We start from the raw sequence: 23,923 nt of genomic DNA on the forward strand, positions 1-23,923 counted from the left end.
CGCGCTGGTCCGCGCCTGAATTCGCCATTCCGGTTTAGCCTTGGAGAATCCTCATGCACACCCTGACATCAAGCTCTGTTTCACTATTGCCCGAGGTCGCGCGCTTTCTCGATGCGGGGCCGCTCGGCGGCGTGATCGACGGCCGCGATGAACAGGCCGCCGACGGCGCCACCTTCGAGACGCTGGACCCCGGCACCGGCGAACATCTCGCGACGGTTGCCGCGATGGGACCCGCGGACGTCGATCGTGCGGTCGACGCGGCGCGGCGCGCGTTCGCCCGGTCGGGCTGGGCCACGATGCACCCGAACGACCGCGCGATCTGGCTGCACCGGCTCGCGGACGAAGTCGAACGGCGCAAGGCGATCATCGGCCAGATCGAAGCGCTCGACGCCGGCAAGATCGAACAGCAGGCGCAAGGCGACGTGCAGAGCTTCGTCGATACGCTGCGTTACTTCAACGAACTGGCCCTGAACACGGAGCGCCGCTCGGCATTGCCGGTATCCGGCTACGAGGCGTGGACCACGCGGCAGCCCTGGGGCGCGTGCGGATTCATCGTTCCGTGGAACTTCCCGATGGTACTGATCGGATGGAATATCTCTCCGGCACTCGCGGCGGGCAATACGGTGGTCATCAAACCGGCGGAGGACACGCCGCTGTCGGCCATTTACCTGGCTCGGCTCGCGCGCGAGATCGGCTTCCCAGATGGCGTCATCAACGTCGTGACGGGTCTGGGTGAGATAGCGGGCGCTGCGTTGTCGCGCCATCCTGGACTCAGGCGCATGTCGTTTACCGGTTCGCCGGAAGTCGGACGCATGGTGGCGGAAGCTTGCGGCAGAAATCTCGTGCCATGCAAACTCGAACTGGGCGGTAAGGGCGCAGCCGTGATTTTCGACGATGTGAATATCGAGGAGACCGCGGACAAACTTGCGCGCGCAATCACATTCCACACGGGCCAGGTCTGCTGCGATGCGACTCGCTGGCTCGTGCACGAATCGATCTTCGAGCGTTTCGTCGATGCGAGCGTCGCTGCGTTGCAGCGCACAAAGATCGGTTATCAACTCGACCCCGGCGCGGAGATGGGACCGGTCGTGAGCGCGAAACAGCGCGAGCGGGTGCTGGGCTATCTGGAGCGTGGACAACGCGACGGCGCGCGAGCCGTGCTCAAGGGCGGCGCAGTCGACGTGGCCGGGCACGACGGTTTCTACGTGAGCCCCGCGTTGCTCGCGGGCTCGCTCGAGAACGTGGCCGCGCGCGAAGAGATTTTCGGTCCGGTCGCCTTTCTTGCGCCGTTCAGGGACGAAGCGCAAGCCGTCGAACTCGCCAACGACACCGACTACGGCCTTGCCAACAGCGTATGGAGCCACGACCCGAGACGCGCGTCGCGGGTTGCGGAAGCGATGGTGGCGGGCAATAGCTGGATCAACGCACACAACCTGTTTCCACTCGGCGTGCCGTATGCCGGAGTGAACAGGAGCGGCATGGGTGGCGGCGTCAACAGTGTCGAGACGCTGTTCGACTACTGGCGAAGCCAGTCGATGGTGCGGCCCACACGTTGAACGAGGTTGACCGGCCGCGCATGCGAAACATGCAAAAAGCTTTCGAAAATCGCACGCGCGCTGTGACATAAATGACGTTGCGGGTCCATGCCCGTGTGAGCAAACTGGGTTCACGACGTATCGCGGCACGCATGCCGCGCGACGCATCCGACTGGCGGACGCAGGCACCGATCACCTCGGCGCCCGCGGACTTCGACCAGCGAATGCGGCGAACAGAACAGGAGACGGATTTGGCCCACATCGACGCAGCGCAGGTGACGCGCATAGCGCACATTGCCGACGCGCTACTCGGCGCACGGCGTTCGAATAGTGTGCTGCCCATGCTCGCCGCGCAGGACGCATCCGTCTCCATGCCCGAGGCATTCGCGGTGCAAAGCGACATGACGCGGCTGCTCGGTCAGCCGATCGCGGGCTGGAAGGTCGGCTACGTGCGCGACGTGCGGCTCACGCATGCGCCCGTCTATCGCGACGCGTGTGTTGCGAGCGGCGCGCGGGTCCGGCTGACCTCGACCCTTGCGCCGGCCGTCGAAGGCGAGGTGGCCTTCGTCCTGAGCCGCGACCTGCCGCCACGAGCCTCACCCTATACACCGGACGAAGTCGCCGACGCCGTGAGTTCCGTATGTGCCGCCATCGAGATTGGTGCGCCACGCCTCGGAAATTTCATGGAAGCTCCCCTCGAACACAAGATTGCTGACAACATGGGCAACTGTGCGCTGATTTACGGCAGCGGTCAGCGCAACTGGCGGGACATTGCGCTGGAGAGCTTGCGCGTGACGCTCGCGATCGACGGCGGGGTGGTCACCGAAACCCACGGCGGCAATGCGGCGGGCAATCCATTCGATGCGCTGGTGGCGCTTGCCAACGCGCCGCATAAACGTGAGCCGTTGCGCGCGGGGCATGTCGTGATTACCGGAACGTGCACGGGGATTTATCCGGCGCGTGCGGGCATGCAAGCGCGCGTCGCATTCGAAGGTCTCGGCGAAGTATCGGTGACGCTGGAATAGGGGCAGCCGTGCTTTGCGGCCGTCAGGAAACTCGAACACTGCTGATCAATGTTGAACGAACACGGGAGAAGGCTCTTGTTGGGACCGACTACACAGCGCAGAAGGCTGCGCCAGATTCTCGATCGCGAAGATTGCGTGACGATGGCAACCATCTTCGATCCGGTTTCCGCGCGGCTTGCCGAACAACTCGGCTATGAAGCGGGCCTGATGGGCGGCTCGCTCGCGTCGTACGCGGTGCTCGGGGCGCCGGATCTGATCGTGCTGACGCTGACCGAGCTCGCCGAACAGGTGCATCGGTGCACGCGGGTGTCGGACGTGCCGCTCGTCGTGGACGGCGACCACGGTTATGGCAACGCGCTATCGGTGATGCGCACCGTGCACGAACTGGACCGCGCGGGCGCCGCCGCCGTGACGATCGAAGACACGCTGCTGCCCCGGCCCTACGGAAGCTCCGGCAAACCGGCGCTGGTTTCGTTCGACGAAGCCGTGGCGCGCGTCGAGGCGGCCGTCGCGGCGCGCGGCGACTCCGACCTGCTGGTGCTCGGGCGCACGAGCGCCGCGACCCTCAACGGTATCGAGGATGCGGTCGCGCGTTTCAAGGCATTCGAAGCGGCAGGCGTCGATGCGATCTTTCTGCCGGGGCCGCAGCAGCGCGAACAGATCGACGCGATCTCGGACGCGGTCAAAGTGCCGCTGTTGATGGCGGGCGCACCGGAAGCGCTATGCGATCCAGCCTATCTTGCTACCCGCCGGGTGAAGGCGTGGTCGGCGGGACACCAGACCTTCTCGGTCGCGCTCAAGGCGTTGCACGATTCGATGCAACTGGTGCGTTCGGGCACGCTGTCGCTGCACCTGCCTGGCCAGGCGTCGAAGCAATTGCTGGAACAGGCGACCGGCGTTCCGGAATATGACGAGTGGACCCGCCAGTACCTGGCTGGTGGTGCATAAGCAGCTCACGGCAGCACCCGGCAGCACCCGGCAGCACATGGCAGTACACGGCGGTAGATGGCGGAACGACGACCGCACGGCAGCAACGACCCGCACAGGAGTGCAATGCGATGGACGCGACTGGATCGACCGATTCGACCGAACACGTGGATGCGCGACGCCGCGACTACTACGCCGGCATGCTGATGGCCGCCGTGGGGCTGGGCGCGATCTACGACGGCATACGCTACAGCATCGGCACGTTGAGCCAGATGGGGCCGGGCTTCTTTCCCGTTTCGATCGGCGTGGCGCTCGTCTGCACGGGCGTGGCGATCGCGGTCGTGGCGAGATATGCGGCGCCGCAGGACGGCGAAAAGAAGCTGGCGCCCGAGCGCAAGGCATGGTGCTTCATTCTCGGCAGCATCGTTGCATTCATCGTGCTCGGCAAATACGGCGGTCTTGTTCCGGCCACTTTCGCGATCGTCTTCATTTCCGCGCTCGGCGATCGCGAGAACACGATATGGCGCGCGTTGCTGCTCGCTGCCGGAATGACGGTGCTCTGTGTATTGGTGTTCTGGTGGGCGCTGTCGTTGCAGTTCCCGCTCTTTCAATGGGGCTAGATAAGCATGAGCCAGTCTCTGATCGATCTCTGGTATGGCTTCGGCGTCGCGCTGGAATGGCATAACCTCGCGTGGTCGTTCTTCGGCGTGGTGGTGGGCAACCTGATCGGCGTGCTGCCGGGCATGGGGCCGCTTTCCGCCATCTCCATGCTGTTGCCGCTCACCTACACCATGCATCCCGTCCCCGCGATCATGATGCTGGCGGGCATCTTCTACGGGTCGCAGTACGGCGGCGCGATCGGCGCCATCCTGCTGAATCTGCCGTGTCATCCGCCTCATGCGGTGACGTGTCTCGACGGCTATCCGCTGACGCGGCAGGGCAAAGGCGGAACCGCGCTCGGCATCGCGATGATCTCGTCGTTCTTTGCGGCGTCGTGCGGGATCGTGCTGATGATTTTCGCCTCGCCGCTGCTCGTCAGCATCGCGTTCAAGTTCGGCCCCGCGGAACTGTTCTCGATCATGCTGCTGGGTCTTCTGGCCGGCGGAACGATGTCGCGCGGGCCGGTATTGAAGGGCGTGGCGATGACGCTGTTCGGCTTGCTGATCGGCGTTGTCGGCACCGACATCAACACCGGTACGATGCGCTTTACGTTCGGCTTTCCGAAGCTCGGCGACGGTGTCGAGATCGTTGCGCTCGCACTGGGGCTGTTCGGCGTGGCCGATTTCCTGCGCAACGTGAACCGCCTGCAGGTCGTGAGCCGGGCCACGCATGTGCGATTGCGCGACATGCGCCCGAGCTGGCAGGAACTCAAGCAGGCCTTCCTGCCGATGGTTCGCGGCACGGCGGTCGGCGCGCTGTTCGGCGGCATGCCGGGCACGGGCTCGACGATCACCACCTTCATTGCTTACGCACTCGAACAGAAGATCTCCCGCAACCCGAAGAAGTTCGGTCAGGGTGCGATCGAAGGTGTCGCCGCGCCCGAGGCTGCCTCGCACTCGAAAACCCAGGTCGACTTCATTCCGACGATGAGCCTCGGCATACCCGGCGACGCCGTCATGGCGCTGATTCTCGGCGCGTTGATGATCCAGGGCATTCAGCCCGGGCCGCAACTGATCACCGATCACGCGGACCTCTTCTGGGGGCTCGTCGCCAGCTTCTGGGTGGGCAACATTCTGCTGATGCTGCTGAACGTGCCGCTGATCGGCATCTGGGTCAAGTTCCTGCGCGTGCCGTATCGCTATCTCTATCCGTCGGCGTTGCTGTTCATTGCGGTCGGCGTCTACAGCACGAACAACAGTCTGTTCGAAGTGGGCGAAGTCCTGACGTTCGGCGTGATCGGCGCGATTCTGCTCGCGCTGGCGTTTCCGGTCGCGCCGATTCTGCTCGGCTTCGTGCTCGGACCGATGGTCGAAGACAACTTCCGGCGCGCACTGCTGCTCTCGCGCGGCGATATGGCGGTGTTCGTGCAGCGCCCGATCAGCGCGGTGTTCATCGCCATCTCCGTGCTGCTGATCGCCTTGCAGGTGGGCTTTGCGATTCGCGCCGCGATCCGCAGACGCAAGAGCAAACCCAAGGCCTTTCGCGTGACAGGCTCGGCGCAAACCACCTCGCACGACAACGCATAATCGCGCGCCTGCCTTCGGGCATTCTGCGGAACGCGAACGAATCGAATCAACGGAGACACGCTCGATGGATGAGCCCACGCGCAGAAACGTCGTCACGCGACGCACCTGTCTCGCCTCGCTCGCCGCGCTTGCCGCGAGCGCCTGGATACCGGCGGCGCGGGCGGACTATCCGGACAGCCCGATTCGCATCATCATCGCGTTTCCCGCGGGCGCGGGCGAGGCCGAAGCGCGCATCGTCGCAAAGACGCTCGGCGCGAAGCTCGGCCAGCCGGTGATCGTCGAAGCGCATCCGGGCGCCGGCGGCAATATCGCCGCCGCCTACGTGGCGAAATCGCGCGGCGACGGCTATACGCTGCTGCTGGGCGTGAGCACGTTCTTCGAGACCAATCCGATGATCTATCGCGACATCGGCTACCAGCCTGCGGACCTGCAACCCGTCAGCATCATTTCCGAGCAGCCGTTCCTGCTGATCGTGAACGCCTCGCTGCCCGTTCACTCTTTGCAGGAACTGATTGCTTATGCCAGGGCGCGGCCGGGCAAGGTCACCAATGCCACGGCCGGTCCCGGCAGTCCGCTCGATCTGATCGGCAAGGAGTTCATGGTGCGCGCCGGCGTGCAGATCATCAACGTGCCGTACAAGGGCGGCGGCGAAGACGCGATGGCCGTGCTCGGCGGCTTCTGCGACATGCTGTTCGGCGGCGTGGCGGATGTGACGGCGGGGATCCAGTCCGGCAAGATGCGGCCGATCTGCGTGACCGGAAGCCGCCGCCTGCCGCATTTTCCCGACCTGCCGACGATCGCCGAGGCGGGCTTGCAGGGCTACGACTTCAGCGTGTGGAACTGCCTGTCTGCGCCCGCGTCCACGCCTGCGCCCGTGGTCGAAAAGTTGCACGCCGCGATCGTGCAGACTATGGCTTCGCCCGAGGTTCAGGCGGGCTTCGACAGAATCGGGTTCTTTCCTGTGAGCGGTACGGGCGCCGAACTGTCGCGCCGTATCGCGACCGAAACGGAGGTCTGGCGCGGCGTTCTGAAGAAGGCGGGGGTTGCTCCGCAGTAGGGTGCGAGGCCGGCGAGGCTCGTCACGTGTGCCGGCCCGGCGCGCGGGCGGCAGCACGGGCACGCAGCACGCGTCGCGCAGCGCCCTGCACGCGTTTCAGTTCTCGGCATTGCCGCGGAAAAGCGGCTCCGGCAGGCCACGCACGCCGGGTTGGAACGCGAGGAGGGCGCCGGCAAACGGCTGCTTCGCCAGTTCATCCGGCGTGAGTCTTTGCGAAGCGGTGGTGATGTAGAGCGTATCGAGATTGCGTCCGCCGAACGTGCAACTGGTCGGGTTCTGCACGGGCATGTCGAACACACGGTCCACACTGCCGTCCGGCGCATAGCGCTTGATACACCAGCCGCCGTATTCCGCGACCCAGATATGGCCTTGCTCGTCGACCGTCGCGCCGTCTGGCACGGCGGGCAGTGTCGTCTTCGCGAACTCGCGGCGTTCACCGAGCGCGCCCGTTCCGGGATCGAGCGCGTAAGTGAAAATGGTCTGTAGATCGGAATCGGCGAAGTACATGGTGCGGCCATCGGGACTGAAACAGGTGCCGTTCGGCACCCGGATGTCCGCCTCGATACTGACGGCGCCGCGCTCATCCACGCGAAACAGTTCTCCCACCGGCTCGCGCGTGCGGTCGTTCATCGTGCCGACCCAGAAGCGGCCCTGGCGGTCGCATTTGCCGTCGTTAAAGCGCAGCGCCGCATCTTCGGCGCGCTGCGGCGCGAAGCGGGTCATTTCTCCCGTGCGCGTGTCCAGGTAAAACAGTGATCGCGACGCGACCAGCAAGCGGTTGTCGCGGCACAACGCAATCGAGCCGACGAGGTCGGGCATGGGCCAGTAGCGCAGCGCGTCGCTTGCGGGATGCCAGCGCTGGATGCCCGGCCGCCGGATGTCGATCCAGTACAGCGCCTGTTCAGCCTCGCTCCATAGCGGGCATTCGCCGAGAATATCGGTCGTTTCTGTGACGCGTTGAGCGGCGGTCATCTTGACTCCGGTGCGCGCATGAAGGAGAGGGGCGGCCTGTCCGGCAACTCGTCGGCAGCTCAATGCCGCCCCCTATGCGGTCCGATTTTAAGAGTCGGTAAAAGGCTCGCAAGCGCAATAAACGCACATTGCGTGTGACCACGCTGGCGCTTCAAAGCGGCCGCGCGCCGCGGACCGTCGGCGCCCGCTCAGCGCGCGTGGGCGACGCCGCGCAGGATCTCGATGAACTTGTCGGCGTGGGTGGCCTGATTGTCAAACGCGGAGCGCACGATGCACGGCGTCAGCGTGATCGGCTCGGCAAGCGGACGTTGCATCAGGTCGTGCCATGCGCCCGCGCACGCCGTGTATTCGTCGACGATGGCGATACCCGCGCCGGCCCGCACCAGCGAGCATGCCACGTCGGTCTGGAACACGTTGACGCGCGAGCGCATTTCGAGGCCCGCGTCGCGAAACGCGGTCGAAACGAGTTTGCCGAACGTGATGCTCGGATGATGCACGATCAGCGGATACGCCGAGACGTCGGCGAGCGACAGCACGGTCTGACTGCCGAGCGGATGATCCTTGGGCAGCACGCAGGCCATCTTGCCGGTCGTGAACACCTCGACTTTCACGTTCGGATGCTGGATCGGCATCACGGCGACAGCGACATCGACCTTGTTGCTGAGTACCTCGGTCGCCATGCAGTTCAGTTGCGACGTGTGATAAACCACCCGGATCTTCGGATAGCGCGCAATGAACTGGGCAATGGCGCGCGGCATTACCGTATAGCTCAGACACGGACTGGACGAGAGATTGAGCGTACCGGTCGCGCCTTGCGCCAGATCGCGCGCGAAATTGTTGACCTGTAGCGCGTGTTCGTAGAACTCATCGACCTGCCGGAATAGCGCGACGCCTTCGGGTGTCGGAATCAGCTTGCCTTTCGCGCGATTGAAAAGCTTCAGGCCGAGCGTCTGTTCGGTATGGGCAATGATGCGGCTCACGGCGGGCTGCGAAATGAACAGCAGCTTGGCTGCGCCATTGATCGAGCCGGTCAGCATGACCGAGCGGAATATCTCCATTTGACGCAGCCGGAAGTCCATGACGTCTCCAAGCGGGCAGGCAGCCCGGTTCCGGGCCGGCGCCGGGCGGTGCTTCGAGGCTGATGGCAGGGCGTCCCGGCGGGCGGCGGCACCGCTTTTTCAAGCGTACAGAAATCTGGCCGCGCGTCCAGTCGGGTTGGTGCCTATGCGCGCACCGGATTGCTTCGGTGTGCATTGAAACGCGGCAGTGAGCGCCTGCGGGAGATCGGGACGTCACGCATGCTGTGAATTAATCTGTCTTGTGACGACGCGACCGGCAAGCCTACGATAGTGCTGAATCATCGCACCGGCATACGCGCTGCGGCGCTGCCCGTGCGTGGGAATCCGCTTAACCCAATCAGAGAGATCTGCAAATGAGCCTGGATATCGAACCTGCCCATCCAACAATCGCAGCGCGCATTCGCGGTCTGGATCTGCGCCAGCCGCTCAGCGACGAACAGGTCGATGAGATCGGCCAGGCAAGCGCCATTTACCCTGTGCTGATCTTCCCCAATCAGTTGATCGACGACGCGCAGCTGATGGCGTTCAGTCAGAACTTCGGTCCGTTGCAGCCGGTGGTTTCGTTTCATACGGCGAAAGCCGATCATCGGCTCTCGCCGATGGTGTCGGACATCTCCAACCTCGACAAGAACAACCGGACGTTCCCCGCCGGCGACCGGCGCAGGATGAATTTCCTGAGCAGCCGGCGCTGGCACACGGACGGTTCCTATCTGCCCACGCCGAACCGCTATTCGATGCTGCTCGCGTATACGGTCGCCCGCGTTGGCGGGCAGACGCAGTTCGCCGACATGCGCGCGGCGTACGACGCGCTGCCCGCCGAGTGGCTGGAACTCGTCGAAGATCTGACGCTGGAGCACAACGTGATGCATTCGCGCGCGGTGGCCGGCTTCACGGATTTCGACGAAGAGGAACGGCGGCGCTTTCCGGCGACCCATAAAAAACTGGTGCGGCGGCATCCGGTTTCCGGACGCCTGTCGCTGTACCTTTCCGGGCACGCATCGCATGTCGTCGGCTGGCCCGTTCCGGAAGGACTCGATCTGCTGCGCGAGCTGACCGAATTCGCCACGCAGCCGCAGTTCGTCTACACGCACGAGTGGTCGGTCCGCGACCTCGTGATGTGGGACAACCGTTCGCTGATGCATCGCGCGCGCCGCCATTTTCCGGATACCGACGTGCGCGAGATGCATCGCGCCTCCACCATCGACGACCTCACGTGGGTCCGTCCAAAAACCATTGCGCTGGCGGGATAGCCGGCGCAAGCGCGAGGGACGTCATGCCAGAATCCTTGTTTCAAGCGATGGGTCAAACGACGGGTCAAACGACCACTCACACGATTCGCAGCGGGCTGTCGTTCGCCGAAGGCGCGCGCTGGCACGACGGCCGGCTGTGGTTTTCCGACCTGTACACCCACCAGGTCGAGGCGATCGATCTGGCGGGGCGCGCCGAAATCGTTGCACGAGTGCCGCAGCGTCCTTCGGGGCTCGGCTTCATGCCGGACGGCACGCCGCTCGTCGTGTCGATGCTCGACCGCTGCCTGCTCGCCATCAACCCCGACGGAACGACGCGGCTCGTCGCCGATCTGCGCGATGTGGCAGGCGGCCCGTGCAACGACATGGTGGTGGACCGGCATGGGCGCGCGTATGTCGGCAACTTCGGCTACGACAAGAACAACGGCGAGCCGCCGAAGCTCACGCGCATCATTCGCGTGGACCCGGACGGCTCGATCCATCAGACCGGCAGCGCGGTCAGTTTTCCGAACGGCATGGTGATCACGCCGGATGAACGTCATCTGATCGTCGCCGAAACCTTCGCGCACCGCGTGAGCATGTTCGATATCGACAGCAAGGGTGATCTGTTGGCGCACCGTTTTTTCGCGGAGATCGACGGCTGCAATCCGGATGGAATCGCGCTCGACGCCGAGGGTGCGATCTGGATCGCCGACCCTGCCGGCAAGCGCGTGCTGCGCGTGTTCGAGGGCGGCCGCGTCGCGCGGGAGATCACCTTCGAGCCGGGCCGCGGCGCCTACACCTGCACGCTGGGCGGCCGGGAAAAGCGTACTCTGTATATCGTCACCAACACGTCGAGCGGGCCGCAGATGGCCGGGCTGCGCGACGGCCGCATCGAAACCATCGAAGTGGATGTCCCGGGCGCCGGATGGCAGTAATCCGCCGCCTTCCCCGTTGCCTTACTCATCCGGAAGGAGAGCGCCCATGTCCGAGTCCGTCGAGACCCCACCCGTCTGGTTGATCACCGGATGTTCCACCGGCTTCGGCCGTGAACTGGCTGCCGCCGTGCTCGCGCGCGGCTGGCGCACGGTTGTCACGGCGCGCGATCCGGCATCGATCGCGGATCTGGTCGAGGGCCGTGAAACGCACGCGCTTGCCGCGCGGCTCGACGTCACCAGCGCAAGCGATATCGAAACGGTCGTGGCCCGGACGCTGGACGCCTACGGCCAGATCGATTTCCTCGTGAACAATGCGGGCTACGGCTATCTCGCCGCAGTCGAAGAAGGTGAAGACGCCGAGATGCGCGCCATGTTCGAGGTCAATTTCTTCGGGGCGGTCAATATGGTCAAGGCGGTCTTGCCGTCCATGCGCGCGCGCCGCTCGGGCCATATCGTCAACGTCACGTCGGTCGGCGGGTTCGTCGGCAATCCGAGTAGCGGGTACTATGCTGCTACCAAATTCGCGCTCGAAGGATTGAGCGAGTCGCTCGCGCGCGAAACGGCGGAGCTCGGCATCCGGGTGACGGCCGTCGAACCCGGTCCATTCAGAACCGACTGGGCGGGACGATCGCTGAAGCAGACGGGAACGCCGATCGACGACTACGCGTCGATTGCCGGCAAGCGACGCACGCAGGTGGTCGAGCGCAGCGGCCGGCAACCGGGCAGCCCCGAGCGCGCCGCCGAAGCGATCATCGCCGCAGTCACCGACCGCGAACCGCCCGAGCACCTCGTGCTCGGCAGCGCCGGTCTCGCGATGGTGCGAAGCAAACTGGCGCGCGTGGCAGCGGACCTCGATGCGTGGGAGAGCACGACCGTATGGACTGACGACCCGCTTACATAACGGCGGCCGCGCGCACGAGGTCGGCAGGAAGACTCGGCGAGGCGGCCGGGATAACAACGAACCGCCCGCGCCAGCGCATCTTCGGGATGCAAGGAGACAATCATGTTGACCAGACGTGCGTTCATCGCCGGACTCGGCGTGCCATTGATGAGCTGGGCGCTCGACGCGCGCGCCGCCTATCCGGACAGTCCGCTGCGGCTGATCGTCGGCTTTCCGGGCGGCTCGGGCGAGGCGCAGGCGCGCATCGTCGCCAAGACACTCGGGCAGATTCTCGGCCAGCCGATCATCGTGCAAGGTCAAGGCGGGGCCGGCGGCAACATCGCCGCGGCGTATGTCGCAAAAGCCCGCGCGGACGGCTACACGATGCTGCTCGGCGTCAGCACGTTCTTCGAGATCAATCCGCTCATCTATCGCAATCCGGGCTTCACGGCGCGTGATCTGCGGCCGGTGTCGCTGCTGTCCGAGCAGGAGTTCGTGCTCGTGGTCCGGCCTCAATTGCCGATCCATTCCGTGCAGGAACTGGTGGCGTATGCACGCGCCAATCCCAACAAGCTGACCAACGCAACCGGCGGACTCGGCAGTCCGCTGGATCTGTGCAGCCGTGAATTCATGTCGCGCACCGGCGCGAAGATACTGAGCGTGCCGTACAAGGGCGGTGGCGAAGACACGCTCGCGCTGCTGGGCGGATTCGCCGACATGATGTTCGGCAGCGTGACGGATGTGACGGGCAATATCGAGGCGGGCAAGATGCGCGCGCTCGGCGTGACGGGCACCCGGCGGCTGAAGAATTTCCCCAGCATCCCGCCGATCGCCGAGGCCGGTGTGCCGGGCTACGACGTGACGATCTGGACCTGCCTGTCGCTGCCGGCAGGCACGCCGGACGAGGTTGTGACGCGGCTGCAGGCGGCATCGGAGAAAGCGATTGCCGATCCTGCATGCCGCGCCGGCCTCGAACAGATGGGGCTGTTCCCGTTGCATCTGAACGGCGCCGACGTTGCGCGCCGGATCGAAACCGAAGCGCCGATGTGGCGGGAGATTTTCCGCAAGGCGGGCGTCGAGCCGGTATAGCGTCGGTATGGCGTGGGTGGCGTCGATGCCTCACCGTGGTTGTACCGGCTGTACGAAAATGTGACTTGCCGGCGCTTCATGCCCCATGTGATCGTTGAGCTACACGACCGGCATTTCCACATGGGGCGAAGCACATGAACAGACTTTACGGCAGTGGCGAATACACGTATCGGCTCGTCGACAATTGGGCAAAACTGCCTGACGGCTGGCGTTTCGGCGACGTGGCCGCGGTGGGCGTCGACAGTGCCGACGATGTATACGTGTTCCACCGCGGAGCGCATCCGGTGATCGTGTTCGATCGCGACGGCAACTTTCGCCGCGCATGGGGCGACGAACTGTTCAAACGCCCGCACGGATTGCATATCGGGCCGGACGGCGACGTCTATCTGACCGACGACGGCGCTCACACCGTCAGGAAGTGCACACCGGACGGCAAGCTGCTGATGACACTGGGGACGCCCGGCAAAGCCGCGCCCTTCATGAGCGGCGAGCCGTTCAACCGCTGCACGCACACGGCGCTCTCGCCGCGCGGCGATATTTACGTTTCCGACGGCTACGGCAACGGGCGCATCCACAAGTACTCGCCCGACGGCAAGCTGTTGTTCTCATGGGGCGAGTCCGGTTCGGATCCAGGTCAATTCAACCTGCCGCACAACATTTCCTGCGACGAGGACGGCTGGGTCTACGTCGCCGACCGCGAGAATCATCGCATCCAGGTCTTCGACGGCGAAGGGCGCTTCGAAACGCAGTGGCACGAACTGCATCGGCCTTGCGGCATGTATATGCCGGCGGGCAAGTGCCCCGTCTGCTACGTCGGAGAGACCGGCCCGTACTGGGGTTTCAACCGCGGTGCGCCAAACCTCGGACCGCGCGTGTCGATCCTGTCGAACAAGGGCGAGCTGCTCGCGCGGATCACGAGCAATCCCGCGGCGGGCATCGGTTCCGGTCAGTTTCTGTCGCCGCACGGACTCGCGGTCGACTCGCGAGGCGATGTGTATGTCGGTGAGGTCGGCTATACGGCGTGGCCGTCGCTATTTCCGGAAGTGCCCGTGCCGGACGAAGGGCTGCGCTGTCTGCAGAAGTTTGCCCGCGTCAACGCTTGAATGAATGAGCGCCGGCCGCAGCCGGCGCTCCCGCACCAAAAAAGATACGGATACCCAATCAACCGGGCGCGGAGTTCCGGCCCGCGCTCACATCTGCTTGAACCCGGACTTGTCGAAAATGGACCGCCATTGCGCGGTCTCCGAAGCGATACGCTGCACGACCGCTTCGCTCGAACTGCTCACGGGTATCAGATTCAATTGCGCGAACCCGTTGCGCACCTCGGGATCCGCAATCGTCTTGATGACGGCGGCGTTGAGCTGCTGGATGATCGGCGCGGGTGTGGTGCTGGGAACGGACAGGCAGCTCCACACCGAGAAGTCGAAACCCGGCAGGCCCGCCTCGGCAATGGTGGGAATATCGGGCAGGCTCGCGAGGCGGCGAGAGCCGGTGATGCCGAGCGCGCGAAGCTTGCCCGCGTGGATGTTGCCGACCACGTTCGGAATGCCGCCGAACTCCAGGTCGGTGAATCCGCTCATCACGGCCATTGTGTCTTCACCGCCGCCCTTGTACGGCACGGGTGTCGTCGTCACGCCCGCGTGCGCCATGAACTGCCGGTTCGCCAGATCGAGCGGACTGCCTGGCCCCGCGGTCGCGACCGTGATCTTGCCAGGGTTCTGCTTCGCATAGCGAATCAGATCGGGCACGTTGGTGACCGGCAGCGTGGGCCGCGACACCAGCAGAAACGGCTGTTCGGACAACAGGCTCACCGGCGTCAGATCGCTCAGCTTGTAGCCGATGTCCTTGTAGATCAGCGGATTGGTCTCGAAGAAGGTGCTGACGCCGAGCAGCATCGTATAGCCGTCGCCGCGCGCCTTCGCGACGTAGGCGGCGCCGATGTTGCCGCCGGCGCCGGGATGAGCTTCGACGATCACGGGCTGGCCGATGTACTTGCCCAGCGATTTGGCGAGAAGCCGGGCCTGGGCTTCCTGGGTGCCGCCCGGAAATGGAATCACAAAGCGGATCGGACTTTCGGGGTAGGCCGCCATTGCGTATCGGGCGGGCCAGGCTGCCAGTGCCGTGGCGCCCAATGAGGCGACGAATTGGCGTCGGGAAACCATCGCTGAAGTCCTCCGTGTTGTTCTGCGGGCGGCGCCCTATTGCATTGCTGAACCGCTGCGAGGGCGCGGCGTCTCCATCCGCCCGGCTCCGGCGAGATACCGGATACACGTCATGCTAACGGGCAATGAAAGCCTTTCACAAGCCAGATAAAGTCACAGCGAGCATCACAAAACGGAAGCCTCGCCACGGTTCGGCGCGCGCGCCGGCAGCCGCTCCGAGCAGCCTGAAGGTCATATGCGGCGTGCAAAAAATAACCTTGCGACCGGGTCTTTCGCCGTGGGACTGTAACGGAACCGGACATGTTGCGTGCACAGCGGCAATTCACGTGTACACATGCCGCGCGCGTGTCCCTGTTCCGACTTTCGAGGATCGACTTCATGGCAACCATTGTGGGCAGCGGTGAGTTTACCTATCAGACCGTGGACGGCTGGGCGCAGTTGCCCGACGGCTGGAAGATGGGCGAGGTTGCCGCGGTCGGCGTGGACCGGCACGACAACGTCTACGTGTTCAATCGCGGCGAACATCCAATGATCGTGTTCGATCGCGAAGGCCGGTTTCTGCGCTCCTGGGGCGAGGGTTTCTATGCACGTCCGCATGGCGTGCACATGGGACCCGACGACACCATCTATCTGACCGACGACGGCGCCAGCGCGGTCTACAAATGCGATCTCTACGGCAAGACCTTGATGACGGTGGGCGTGCCTCGCGAGCCGACGCCGTTCATGAGCGGCCTGCCGTTCAATCACTGCACGCATACCGCGCTCTCTCCGGCGGGCGACCTGTTCGTGTCGGACGGCTACGGCAATGCGCGCATTCACAAGTACACCCCCGACGGCAAGCTGATCAAATCATGGGGCGAGCCGGGTTGCGAGCCCGGCCAGTTCAACCTGCCGCACAACATTTCCTGCGACGAGGACGGTTGGCTCTATGTCGCCGACCGCGAGAATCACCGCATCCAGATTTTCGACAGCGACGGGCGCTTCGAGACGCAGTGGCACAACCTGCATCGTCCGAATGGCATGTATATGCCGCGCGGCAAGTGTCCACTGTGTTACGTCGGCGAGACGGGGCCCATGTACGGCTTCAATCGTGGCGCGCCGAACCTCGGTCCGCGGCTGTCGATTCTGTCGAACAAGGGTGAAGTGCTGGTGCGGATTCAAAGCACGCCGTCCGCCGGCACGGCGCCGGGGCAATTTCTTTCGGTTCATGGCGTCGCGGTCGACTCGCACGGCGATATCTATGTGGGAGAAACGTCGTATACGTCGTGGCCGCTGTTGTTCCCCGACAAGCCCATGCCGGCCACGCTGCGCAGTTTGCAGAAGTTTCAGAAGATCGCGCCGCAGACCGTAGCGCAATGACCCTTGCCGGTTCGAGATGAAATACAGGAGGCAGCGATGATCGTCGAGGAACGAATCTATGATTTGCGGCCGAACGGCGCGCGTGAGTTCGCGCAGCACTTCGAGCGCGAAGGCATTGCGATCCAGCGGCCGGTGCTGGGCAGGCTGATCGGCTATTTCTATACCGACATCGGTCCGCTGAATCAGGTGGTGCACCTGTGGGGCTACGAAGATCTGGAGGATCGCGCGCGCCGCCGCGCGATTCTGCTGGCCATGCCCGAATGGCAGGAGTATGTGCGCAAGAACATCCAGCCGTTGCTCGTGCGCATGCAGAACAAGATTCTGCTGCCCATGTCGTTCTCGCCGCCACTGCCGCCGCTGTGGCAACCCGAAGACGAGCATGCGCGACGTTGAGGGCGCGCGCGATATCGCGCAGGCCGGCGCCAGCGGCGCCGCCGCTGATGCTGACGCTGGAGCCGGCGCTGATGCTGGAGCCGGCGCCGGCGCTCACACCGGAGCTGACACCGGAGCTGACACCGGAGCTGACACCGGAGCTGACACCGGAGCTGACACCGGACCCGACACCGGACCCGACGCCGGCGTGCAAGGCGCCGCTGAACCGGTCCCGCTGAATGTTTCCCGGCTTGCCGAGGCGCTCGCGAGTGCACGTCTATGCGGCCGGCCGTTGCAGGCGTTGCCATGCGCCGACGTGCCGCTCTCGTTCGAAGATGCGATGGCGGTGCAGCGCGAGGTCGGCCGCCGGCTGGGCGCCGCGGTGGCGGGCTGGAAAGCGGGCCTGATACCGGGTGTGCGCTTCACGTGCGCGGCCGTCTTTGCTGCGGACGTGCTAGAGAGCCCAGCCGTGTACCGGTTGCCTTGTGTGCCGTCGGAGGGCGAGGCCACGGCTTTCGTCGAAGGCGAAGTCGCGTTTTCTCTCGCACATGACCTGCCGCCGCGAGTACAACCGTATTCGGACGACGAGGTCGCGCAAGCCGTGGACCGCTGTCACGCAGCGATAGAAATCGGCAATCCCCGCATGGTTCATTTCGACGCCGCGTCCTTGGTGCATAAACTGGCCGACAGCATGGGCAACGGCGCGATCGTCTGGGGTGCGGGCACGAGTGGATGGCGCGCAATCGACTGGTCGGCCTTGCGCGTGCGCATGATGCTCGACGGCAAAACGGTCGTCGATCACGTGGACGGCGGCAAGGGCGCCGATCCGCTTGCCACGCTTGTCGCGCTGGCCAATGCGCGGAACCGTGAACCGTTGCGCGCGGGCCAGGTCGTGATCACCGGAAACCGCACGGGTTTCAACGTCGCGAGAACGGGAACCCGCATTCATGTCGTGATAGGCGGGCTCGGCGAGGTGAGTGTGCAACTCGTGTAGGGTTGCGCGCCGTCACGCGTCCGGCAACGGTGAAAACGACATGGGCAGCAGAATCCGGTTGCGTTGACGGATGGAGAGTACGCGCACCTTCTTCGAGTATTCCATCCAGGCGGGATCGGCGGCGAGCCGCGCGCGGCGTGCGGCGCGGTCCGCGTAGCTTTCGTATGCCCAGATATGGACGATCTGGTTCAGCGGACCGAGGTCGGTATGAAAATAGCCGATCAGTCGGCCGAGGATCGGGCGTTGGATCGCGATGCCCTCGTTCTGAATGAGCTCGATGTACTCGCCCAGCCGGCCGGACTGCAGATCGTAAGTCCGTTCTTCAATGATCATATGCGCTCCTGCGGCATGCGTGAAACGCGCGTCGGGCAGAGGGCCGCGATGGCTTCTGTCCGGCGGGCAGGGTGGGGAAAAAAAGCCGCGCTCAGAAAAGATGCCGGATGGCAAGCCGGACGACGCCCTGGTGATTGACCGAGGACGGCGACAGGAAGTTGAGCGCGGCCACCGCTGGCGTGCCGTTTGAATTGACACCCGAGGCCTTCTGATACGAAGCGACCAGGTAGAAGTCGGTGCGTTTGGAGACGATGTAGTCGGCCCCGATCGACACCTGGTTGTATTTCGCGCCGACATCGCCGTTCACCGAGGCACGCCGGGTGTAGTTATAGGCGGCAGTCGTCGAAAATGCCGGGGTGAACTGATAGCCTATTTCCGCTTCGTAATCATTGAGTGCCGCGGTGCCTCGCAGACGGGCCCCTGCGCCCGCGTTGCCCGGATCGGCACCCAGTTGCAGAAAACGGCTGTTTGAATAGGTGCCGCCGAAATACAGCTTGCCGATCGTATAAATGGCGCCCGCTGCGAGTATGTTGAGGCTGCGGGCCGAAGCATAAGCGTTATAAATCGGCGATGTAACCGCAGCGGGTGCATTGGCGCCGTTGTTGTAGGCGGACACGAACGGATCCTGCATATCGGTGTACGCGACTGCGGCCTGCAGGCCACCGCCCGTATAGCCGATGCCCGCACCCCAGCCCGAATTCTTGTTGAAATTGCCGCCCGTGCCGCCGAGGCTGTACAAACCGCCAACCGTGAAGCCGTGATAGCTGATGCTGTTGTAGCGGATCGAGTTGTTCACGCGGAAGGTATTGTTCAGATTGTCGACGTCGCCGGCATGAGCAATGAAGCCGCCGCCCCAGCGACTCGATGCCACGAGATTCGCGCCGACGAACTCATAGACGGTGGAGTACTGGCGTCCCACGGTCAACGTGCCGAACTGCTTCGAGTCGATGCCGACATACGCCGCGCGGCCGAACAGCAGGCCGTTCTGTCCGAGCTTGCCCGTGTCGATGTCGAAACCGTTCTCCAGCCGGAAGATCACCGACTGACCGGCGCCGAGGTCTTCGGTGCCTTTCAGGCCCCAGCGGCTGCCGTACCATTCGCCGCTGACCATGTTGAACTGGCGCCCGCCGTTGGCATTGCTGACGTAGTTGATACCGGTTTCGGCAATGCCGTATAGCGTCAGACTGTTTTGCGCGTGGGCCGCGCCGGCACATACAACCAGAACGAATGATGTCGCGCATTTCATGTTCATGAAATGGTCTCCTTAGTATTTGATCTTGACGAGCTACCGCGCCTTTTAACCGCTCTTCGCATTACCGTACACCTTCGCCGAACGAAACTTTGTCTGCAACGACACGCGGCGAACCCGGCTTCCATATCGTGCTTCCGTAAGCGGGCTGTAGTCATGCTAGGCAGGCCGCATGAGCGGATCAAAGCGCGTTTTAGTCACAGCGAATGTGACGAAATCGCGAGGAGTGCGCAGCACCGATGCCGGCTCCATCGCCGTAAGCCAATACGGACGGGGCTGTGCGTCAAGTGCGTGGAACGAATCCCGCGCGCGGAAACACGCCGGGCCTTAACCGCGTGTTATATCCGACCGCTGTTTTTGCATGCGACGAAAGTCACCGCGATCCCTAAGATTTCCATACGGATGGTCGCAAACCGGTTCGGCCGCACCGGCCACGGACGATGAGCGTCCATACGGATCTCGGAACAAACGCTTAACGGGAGCATGACGACGTGAAAATCGGACTCATCGGATTGGGCAACATCGGACAGCATTTCGCCACCCGGCTTCTTGCCGCGGGTCATCCGCTGGTGGTGTACGACACGCGCGACGAAGCGATGCAGCGATTCGGCGCGCTGGGTGCCGAACTCGCGAAGGACACGGTCGATCTCGCGTCGCGCGCGGAGGTCGTGTTCCTCAGTCTGCCGCTTCCTTCCGTCGTCGAGGAGGTGGCTACGGGGCCGCACGGCGTGTCGCAAGGCAGCAGCGTGCGCATCGTAGTCGACCTGTCCACCACGGGGCCCAGCGTATCGAATGTCATTGCGCGCAAACTCGCGGATCGCCATATCCAGTTTCTCGGTGCGCCGGTGAGCGGCGGCACGGTGGCCGCGGAGAAGGGAACGCTCACCGTGATGGCGGCCGGCCCGATGGAAGCGTTTGAAACGGTGGAACCGTGGCTTCGCGTGATCGGCAAGAACATCTTCTATCTGGGTAGCGGCGCCGGACTCGGGCAAACCATGAAGATCATCAACAACACGCTGTGTGCTGTCGGCATGGTGGCGAGTTGCGAGGCGCTCGTGTTCGGCGTGAAAGCGGGACTCGACTCGGCAATGATGCTGGACATTCTGAACGTATCCAGCGGGCGCTCGTTCGCGACCCTCGAAAAGATTCCGCAGTGCATCCTGCACCGTGATTTTCCGATGCGTTTCACGACCGAACTGATTCACAAGGACGTCAAGCTGTGCATCGAAGAGGCCGAGAAGCTCGGCGTGCCGATGATCGTCAGTCCGGCGGCGCGCGCGTTTCTGTCGTTCGCGATCACGCAGGGCGACGGCGGCAAGGACTATGCGCACACGATCGAGCATTTCGAAAAATGGGCGCGCGTGCAGTTCGGATCGACGTCCGAAACATCCGGCGAATAACGGCTGTCCGTTGCGTTCGCCGGCGTTTGCCACGTTTAACCGGAGAGGCTCCCATGTCGTTGATCAAGATACGCAAGAAACTGCTCACCGTCGAAACCGTCTATCACGAGGGCGGGCCGCGCGCGGATGTGCCGCTGAAGCTCGGCGCTATCGCGTGCATTATCGACAACCCGTTTGCCGGACGTTATGTCGAAGACCTGAGTCCGCTTGTGCGCGACGCGCGCGAGATGGCCAATGAGATGGTGCCCGAACTCGTCGAGGCGCTCGGCGGCAAGGACAGGATAGAGGCATACGGGAAGGGCGCGATCGTCGGTCTGAACGGCGAACTGGAGCATGGGGCGATCTGGCATGAAGCGGGCGGCTGGGCCATGCGCGCGGTATTGACCGAGGCCAGATCGATCGTGCCGGCGGCGAAGGTTGTCGCGTCGGCCGGCTTTCACCTGCAGATTCCGTTGCATCACATTCGCGCCGCGTACGTGCGCAGCCATTTCAATACGTTCGACATGGGCGTGGTGGACGCGCCGCGTCCGGACGAACTGCTGTACGCGCTGGTGATGGCGACCGGCAGCCGTATTCATGAACGTCTCGGCGGGCTGCGCGTCGAGCAGATATCGGTCAACGACGGACAGCGCTAACCCGGTCAACCGTGCGCCGGACGGCACGCCGCAACCCTGACAGGACGGTCCGCGACGTGCCTCGCACTCAATCACTCTGGATACCAATAACATGGGCGACGCACCGACATCGCAGAACTCCGGCAAACCCGTTGCGCTCGTGCTGGTGTTTATCACCGAGGCACATCGTGAACTGGTCGCGCAATCGTTCGATCTGATCTATGCGCCCAATGCCGCGCTGGGCGCGGACCGTTCGAACGGCGCGGCGCAGATCGCCGCGCATGGACCGGCAATCGAGGTGGTGCTGACGAACGGCACCAACGGCATTACCCCCGATGAACTCGACGCCATGCCCAACCTGAAGATTGTCTGCACGTTGGGCGTCGGCTATGAAAACGTGCCGCTCGACTATGCGCGGCAACGCGGCGTGGCGGTTTGCAATGCCGCCAACACCAACGACGACTGCGTCGCCGATCACGCGATGGCGATCCTGCTGGCGGCGGTGCGCGGCGTTCCGAAACTGAATCAGCAATGCCGCGAAGGTATCTGGCGCGACGATATCCCACGGCCGCCGCATGTCTCCGGAAGACGCATGGGCATCCTCGGCCTCGGCGCGATCGGCCGCAAGATCGCGCGCCGCGGGCTCGGCTTCGACCTGGAAATCGGCTATTTCAATCGCGCGCCGAGGCACGATGTGCCATACCGCTACTTTACCGACGTCGTTGCCCTCGCGGCATGGTGCGATTACCTGATGGTCACGGTTCCCGGCGGCACGCAGACGCAGCATATGGTGAATGCCGAGGTGCTCGATGCGTTGGGGCCGCAAGGCGTGCTCGTGAATGTCGCGCGCGGCGGGGTGGTCGATACGGTGGCGCTGGCGCAGTCGTTGCGCGAGGGGCGGGTGTACAACGCCGCGCTGGATGTCTACGAAGGCGAACCCGAGCCGCCGCGAGTGCTGTTCGAATTCGACAACGTGGTGCTGACGCCGCATGTCGGCGGAATCTCGCCGCAGGCGATTCACGCTTCAGTCGTGCGCTTCATCGAGAATGCGAAGCTTCATCTTGCCGGCAAGCCGCTGCTCTCAAGGGTCAATTGAAGAGCAGCTTGCCGGGGTTGAACAGATTGTGCGGATCGAGCGCGTTCCTGACCGCTTGCATGGCCTGAAGGCTGGCGACGTCGAGCGCCCGGTGCAGCAGATCGTTTTTTCGGCTGCCAATGCCGTGCTCGGCCGAAATGCTGCCCTCGAGTCGCAGCACCTCGCTGTACACGAACTCGTCAATGCAGTCGCAAAGTGCATCCGGCATGGTATCCGGAATCAGCACGTTGGCGTGCAGGTTGCCGTCGCCGAGGTGTCCGAAGCCGGCCCACGCGCAGCGCAGCGTCATGCTCGAAAGATAGCCTTCGAGATGCGCGACGAATTCGCTCATATTGCCGGCGGGCAGGGAGACGTCGTGTTTCAACGAGCGGCACCGTGCTTCGGCCAGTGGGAGACGTTCGCGCAGGGCCCAGAATGCGTCGCGCTCGGCAAGGTTCGACGCGAGTGCGGCGTCCGCGGCGAAGCCCGACGTGATGGCCTGATCGAGCGCACTGGCGAGTATGTCGTCCAGCAGACCGGGCGGCGTGGATCCCGATAGCTCGACGAGGCACAGACACGATTCGTCGAAGCCGGGCGGTATTCTCGTGTCCAGGAACTGCTTCGATACATTGGAGAGCGAACCGTTCGACATCCATTCGACACCACTCAGAAAGTCCGCACAGTGAGCGCGCAATATGCCGAGCACTTGCAGTGCATGGTCGATGTCCGCGCATTTGACCAGCGCGGTCGCGTAAGCAAAGGGGCGCGGGAACAGACGGAGCGCCGCGCCGGTGATGATGCCGAGTGTGCCCTCGCTACCGATCAGCAGATCGCGCAGGCTGTAGCCGGTATTGTTTTTGCGCACGCATTTGAGGTCGCCGATAAGGCGGCCTTGCGCGTCGACGGCTTCGATGCCAACGCATAGTTCGCGCATATTGCCATAGCGCAGCACCGCGTTGCCGCCCGCATTGGTGGCGAGATTGCCGCCGATCGTGCAACTGCCTTGCGCGGCGAGGCTGAGTGGAAAGAGACGGTCATGACTTTGCGCCGCATCCTGCACGTTCTGCAGGATGCAGCCGGCGTCGACCGTGATGAAGTTGCCGAGCAGGTCGACGCCGCGAATGCGATTCAGGCGGCGTGTGCATAGCACGAGTTGCCTGCCGGTCGAATCCGGGGTCGCTCCGCCAGCGAGGCCGGTATTGCCGCCTTGTGGAACGATGGAAATTTGATGTCGCCTCGCGATGCGTATCGTCTCGCCTACGTCTTCGACTCGCGATGGACACACCACGGCGAGTGATCGGCCATGCAGGTGGCCACGCCAGTCGACGTCGTACAGTGCGCGGTCTTCGTCGCGCACGAGGGCGGCGCGGCCGAGCGCGTTTTCGAGTTCTTGCAGACAGTCGGTCGACATTGGCTACCTCGCGCTGAGTTGTTCGGCCACTGTATCGGCT

Annotated in this window: 24 protein-coding genes; 18 read left to right on the top strand and 6 right to left on the bottom strand. The window is 63.9% G+C overall.

Annotated features, from left to right (window positions below; all coding sequences use genetic code 11):
* Positions 1 to 53 precede the first annotated feature (53 nt).
* The 6 genes from BXE_RS26435 (at position 54) to BXE_RS26460 (ending at position 6,730) form a co-directional block, all read left to right on the top strand.
* Positions 54 to 1,556: an aldehyde dehydrogenase family protein gene (locus tag BXE_RS26435; protein WP_011491194.1), complete on the top strand. Its 1,503-nt coding sequence runs from the start codon at positions 54 to 56 to the stop codon at positions 1,554 to 1,556.
* A 230-nt stretch (positions 1,557 to 1,786) separates the two neighbouring features.
* Positions 1,787 to 2,560 carry a 2-keto-4-pentenoate hydratase gene (locus tag BXE_RS26440; RefSeq protein ID WP_148223003.1) on the top strand — a complete coding sequence of 258 codons (774 nt, stop codon included), beginning with the start codon at positions 1,787 to 1,789 and terminating at the stop codon, positions 2,558 to 2,560.
* Positions 2,561 to 2,635: 75 nt separating this feature from the next.
* Complete coding sequence (locus tag BXE_RS26445) at positions 2,636 to 3,508, top strand: isocitrate lyase/PEP mutase family protein (RefSeq protein WP_040124924.1); 873 nt, start codon at positions 2,636 to 2,638, stop codon at positions 3,506 to 3,508.
* Positions 3,509 to 3,618: 110 nt separating this feature from the next.
* The gene (locus BXE_RS26450) at positions 3,619 to 4,107 is read left to right on the top strand and encodes a tripartite tricarboxylate transporter TctB family protein (protein WP_011491197.1); all 489 of its coding nucleotides are present in this window, start codon (positions 3,619 to 3,621) and stop codon (positions 4,105 to 4,107) included.
* A gap of 6 nt (positions 4,108 to 4,113) precedes the next feature.
* Positions 4,114 to 5,673 (top strand): tripartite tricarboxylate transporter permease, encoded by a 1,560-nt coding sequence (locus BXE_RS26455; protein ID WP_011491198.1) that lies wholly within the window; start codon positions 4,114 to 4,116, stop codon positions 5,671 to 5,673.
* A 64-nt stretch (positions 5,674 to 5,737) separates the two neighbouring features.
* Positions 5,738 to 6,730, top strand: a complete 993-nt coding sequence (locus tag BXE_RS26460; RefSeq protein WP_011491199.1) for a Bug family tripartite tricarboxylate transporter substrate binding protein — start codon at positions 5,738 to 5,740, stop codon at positions 6,728 to 6,730.
* 96 nt (positions 6,731 to 6,826) lie between these two features.
* Here the strand turns inward: BXE_RS26460 and BXE_RS26465 are convergent, their stop codons facing one another.
* A complete protein-coding gene (locus tag BXE_RS26465) occupies positions 6,827 to 7,702 on the bottom strand; it encodes an SMP-30/gluconolactonase/LRE family protein (protein WP_011491200.1) in 876 nt (291 codons plus the stop codon).
* 188 nt (positions 7,703 to 7,890) lie between these two features.
* Positions 7,891 to 8,781, bottom strand: coding sequence for a LysR family transcriptional regulator (locus BXE_RS26470; RefSeq protein ID WP_011491201.1), 891 nt, complete (start codon positions 8,779 to 8,781; stop codon positions 7,891 to 7,893).
* Between the two features lie 353 nt (positions 8,782 to 9,134).
* Here BXE_RS26470 and BXE_RS26475 point away from each other — a divergent pair, with 353 nt between their 5' ends.
* The 5 genes from BXE_RS26475 to BXE_RS26495 all read left to right on the top strand — a co-directional run bounded on the left by BXE_RS26475 (position 9,135) and on the right by BXE_RS26495 (position 14,017).
* Positions 9,135 to 10,031: a TauD/TfdA dioxygenase family protein gene (locus tag BXE_RS26475; RefSeq protein WP_011491202.1), complete on the top strand. Its 897-nt coding sequence runs from the start codon at positions 9,135 to 9,137 to the stop codon at positions 10,029 to 10,031.
* Positions 10,032 to 10,054: 23 nt separating this feature from the next.
* Complete coding sequence (locus BXE_RS26480; RefSeq protein WP_011491203.1) at positions 10,055 to 10,945, top strand: SMP-30/gluconolactonase/LRE family protein; 891 nt, start codon at positions 10,055 to 10,057, stop codon at positions 10,943 to 10,945.
* Between the two features lie 46 nt (positions 10,946 to 10,991).
* Positions 10,992 to 11,846, top strand: coding sequence for an oxidoreductase (locus BXE_RS26485; RefSeq protein WP_011491204.1), 855 nt, complete (start codon positions 10,992 to 10,994; stop codon positions 11,844 to 11,846).
* A 102-nt stretch (positions 11,847 to 11,948) separates the two neighbouring features.
* Positions 11,949 to 12,914 carry a Bug family tripartite tricarboxylate transporter substrate binding protein gene (locus tag BXE_RS26490; protein ID WP_007176642.1) on the top strand — a complete coding sequence of 322 codons (966 nt, stop codon included), beginning with the start codon at positions 11,949 to 11,951 and terminating at the stop codon, positions 12,912 to 12,914.
* Between the two features lie 134 nt (positions 12,915 to 13,048).
* The gene (locus BXE_RS26495; RefSeq protein WP_011491205.1) at positions 13,049 to 14,017 is read left to right on the top strand and encodes a peptidyl-alpha-hydroxyglycine alpha-amidating lyase family protein; all 969 of its coding nucleotides are present in this window, start codon (positions 13,049 to 13,051) and stop codon (positions 14,015 to 14,017) included.
* A gap of 87 nt (positions 14,018 to 14,104) precedes the next feature.
* On the opposite strand, the gene BXE_RS26500 is transcribed toward BXE_RS26495, so the two are convergent.
* Positions 14,105 to 15,076: a Bug family tripartite tricarboxylate transporter substrate binding protein gene (locus BXE_RS26500; protein ID WP_011491206.1), complete on the bottom strand. Its 972-nt coding sequence runs from the start codon at positions 15,074 to 15,076 to the stop codon at positions 14,105 to 14,107.
* A 378-nt stretch (positions 15,077 to 15,454) separates the two neighbouring features.
* Between BXE_RS26500 and BXE_RS26505 the strand changes: the two genes are divergently transcribed.
* From BXE_RS26505 to BXE_RS26515, 4 genes are read left to right on the top strand one after another with little or no spacing between them, the layout of a single operon-like run.
* A complete protein-coding gene (locus BXE_RS26505) occupies positions 15,455 to 16,435 on the top strand; it encodes a peptidyl-alpha-hydroxyglycine alpha-amidating lyase family protein (protein ID WP_011491207.1) in 981 nt (326 codons plus the stop codon).
* 36 nt (positions 16,436 to 16,471) lie between these two features.
* A complete protein-coding gene (locus BXE_RS26510; protein ID WP_007176646.1) occupies positions 16,472 to 16,828 on the top strand; it encodes an NIPSNAP family protein in 357 nt (118 codons plus the stop codon).
* 47 nt (positions 16,829 to 16,875) lie between these two features.
* Complete coding sequence (locus tag BXE_RS46665) at positions 16,876 to 17,046, top strand: hypothetical protein (RefSeq protein WP_158340980.1); 171 nt, start codon at positions 16,876 to 16,878, stop codon at positions 17,044 to 17,046.
* Positions 17,016 to 17,801, top strand: coding sequence for a 2-keto-4-pentenoate hydratase (locus BXE_RS26515; RefSeq protein WP_011491208.1), 786 nt, complete (start codon positions 17,016 to 17,018; stop codon positions 17,799 to 17,801). Before BXE_RS46665 ends, BXE_RS26515 begins: the two co-directional genes overlap by 31 nt.
* Positions 17,802 to 17,813: 12 nt before the next feature.
* On the opposite strand, the gene BXE_RS26520 is transcribed toward BXE_RS26515, so the two are convergent.
* Positions 17,814 to 18,134: an NIPSNAP family protein gene (locus BXE_RS26520; RefSeq protein WP_011491209.1), complete on the bottom strand. Its 321-nt coding sequence runs from the start codon at positions 18,132 to 18,134 to the stop codon at positions 17,814 to 17,816.
* A gap of 91 nt (positions 18,135 to 18,225) precedes the next feature.
* Entirely contained in the window at positions 18,226 to 19,386 is a 1,161-nt protein-coding gene (locus BXE_RS26525; protein WP_011491210.1) for a porin, read from the bottom strand.
* Between the two features lie 488 nt (positions 19,387 to 19,874).
* Here BXE_RS26525 and BXE_RS26530 point away from each other — a divergent pair, with 488 nt between their 5' ends.
* The 3 genes from BXE_RS26530 (at position 19,875) to BXE_RS26540 (ending at position 22,493) form a co-directional block, all read left to right on the top strand.
* A complete protein-coding gene (locus BXE_RS26530) occupies positions 19,875 to 20,783 on the top strand; it encodes an NAD(P)-dependent oxidoreductase (RefSeq protein WP_011491211.1) in 909 nt (302 codons plus the stop codon).
* Positions 20,784 to 20,836: 53 nt separating this feature from the next.
* On the top strand, positions 20,837 to 21,418 hold the full coding sequence (locus BXE_RS26535; protein WP_011491212.1) for an amino acid synthesis family protein: 582 nt from the start codon (positions 20,837 to 20,839) through the stop codon (positions 21,416 to 21,418).
* A gap of 91 nt (positions 21,419 to 21,509) precedes the next feature.
* Complete coding sequence (locus BXE_RS26540) at positions 21,510 to 22,493, top strand: 2-hydroxyacid dehydrogenase (RefSeq protein WP_011491213.1); 984 nt, start codon at positions 21,510 to 21,512, stop codon at positions 22,491 to 22,493.
* Here BXE_RS26540 and BXE_RS26545 read toward each other — a convergent pair.
* Complete coding sequence (locus BXE_RS26545) at positions 22,486 to 23,883, bottom strand: FAD-binding oxidoreductase (RefSeq protein ID WP_011491214.1); 1,398 nt, start codon at positions 23,881 to 23,883, stop codon at positions 22,486 to 22,488. The genes BXE_RS26540 and BXE_RS26545 overlap by 8 nt on opposite strands.
* Positions 23,884 to 23,923 lie beyond the last annotated feature (40 nt).

The sequence above is a fragment of the Paraburkholderia xenovorans LB400 genome (genome assembly GCF_000013645.1).
Taxonomy (GTDB): Bacteria; Pseudomonadota; Gammaproteobacteria; order Burkholderiales; family Burkholderiaceae; genus Paraburkholderia; species Paraburkholderia xenovorans.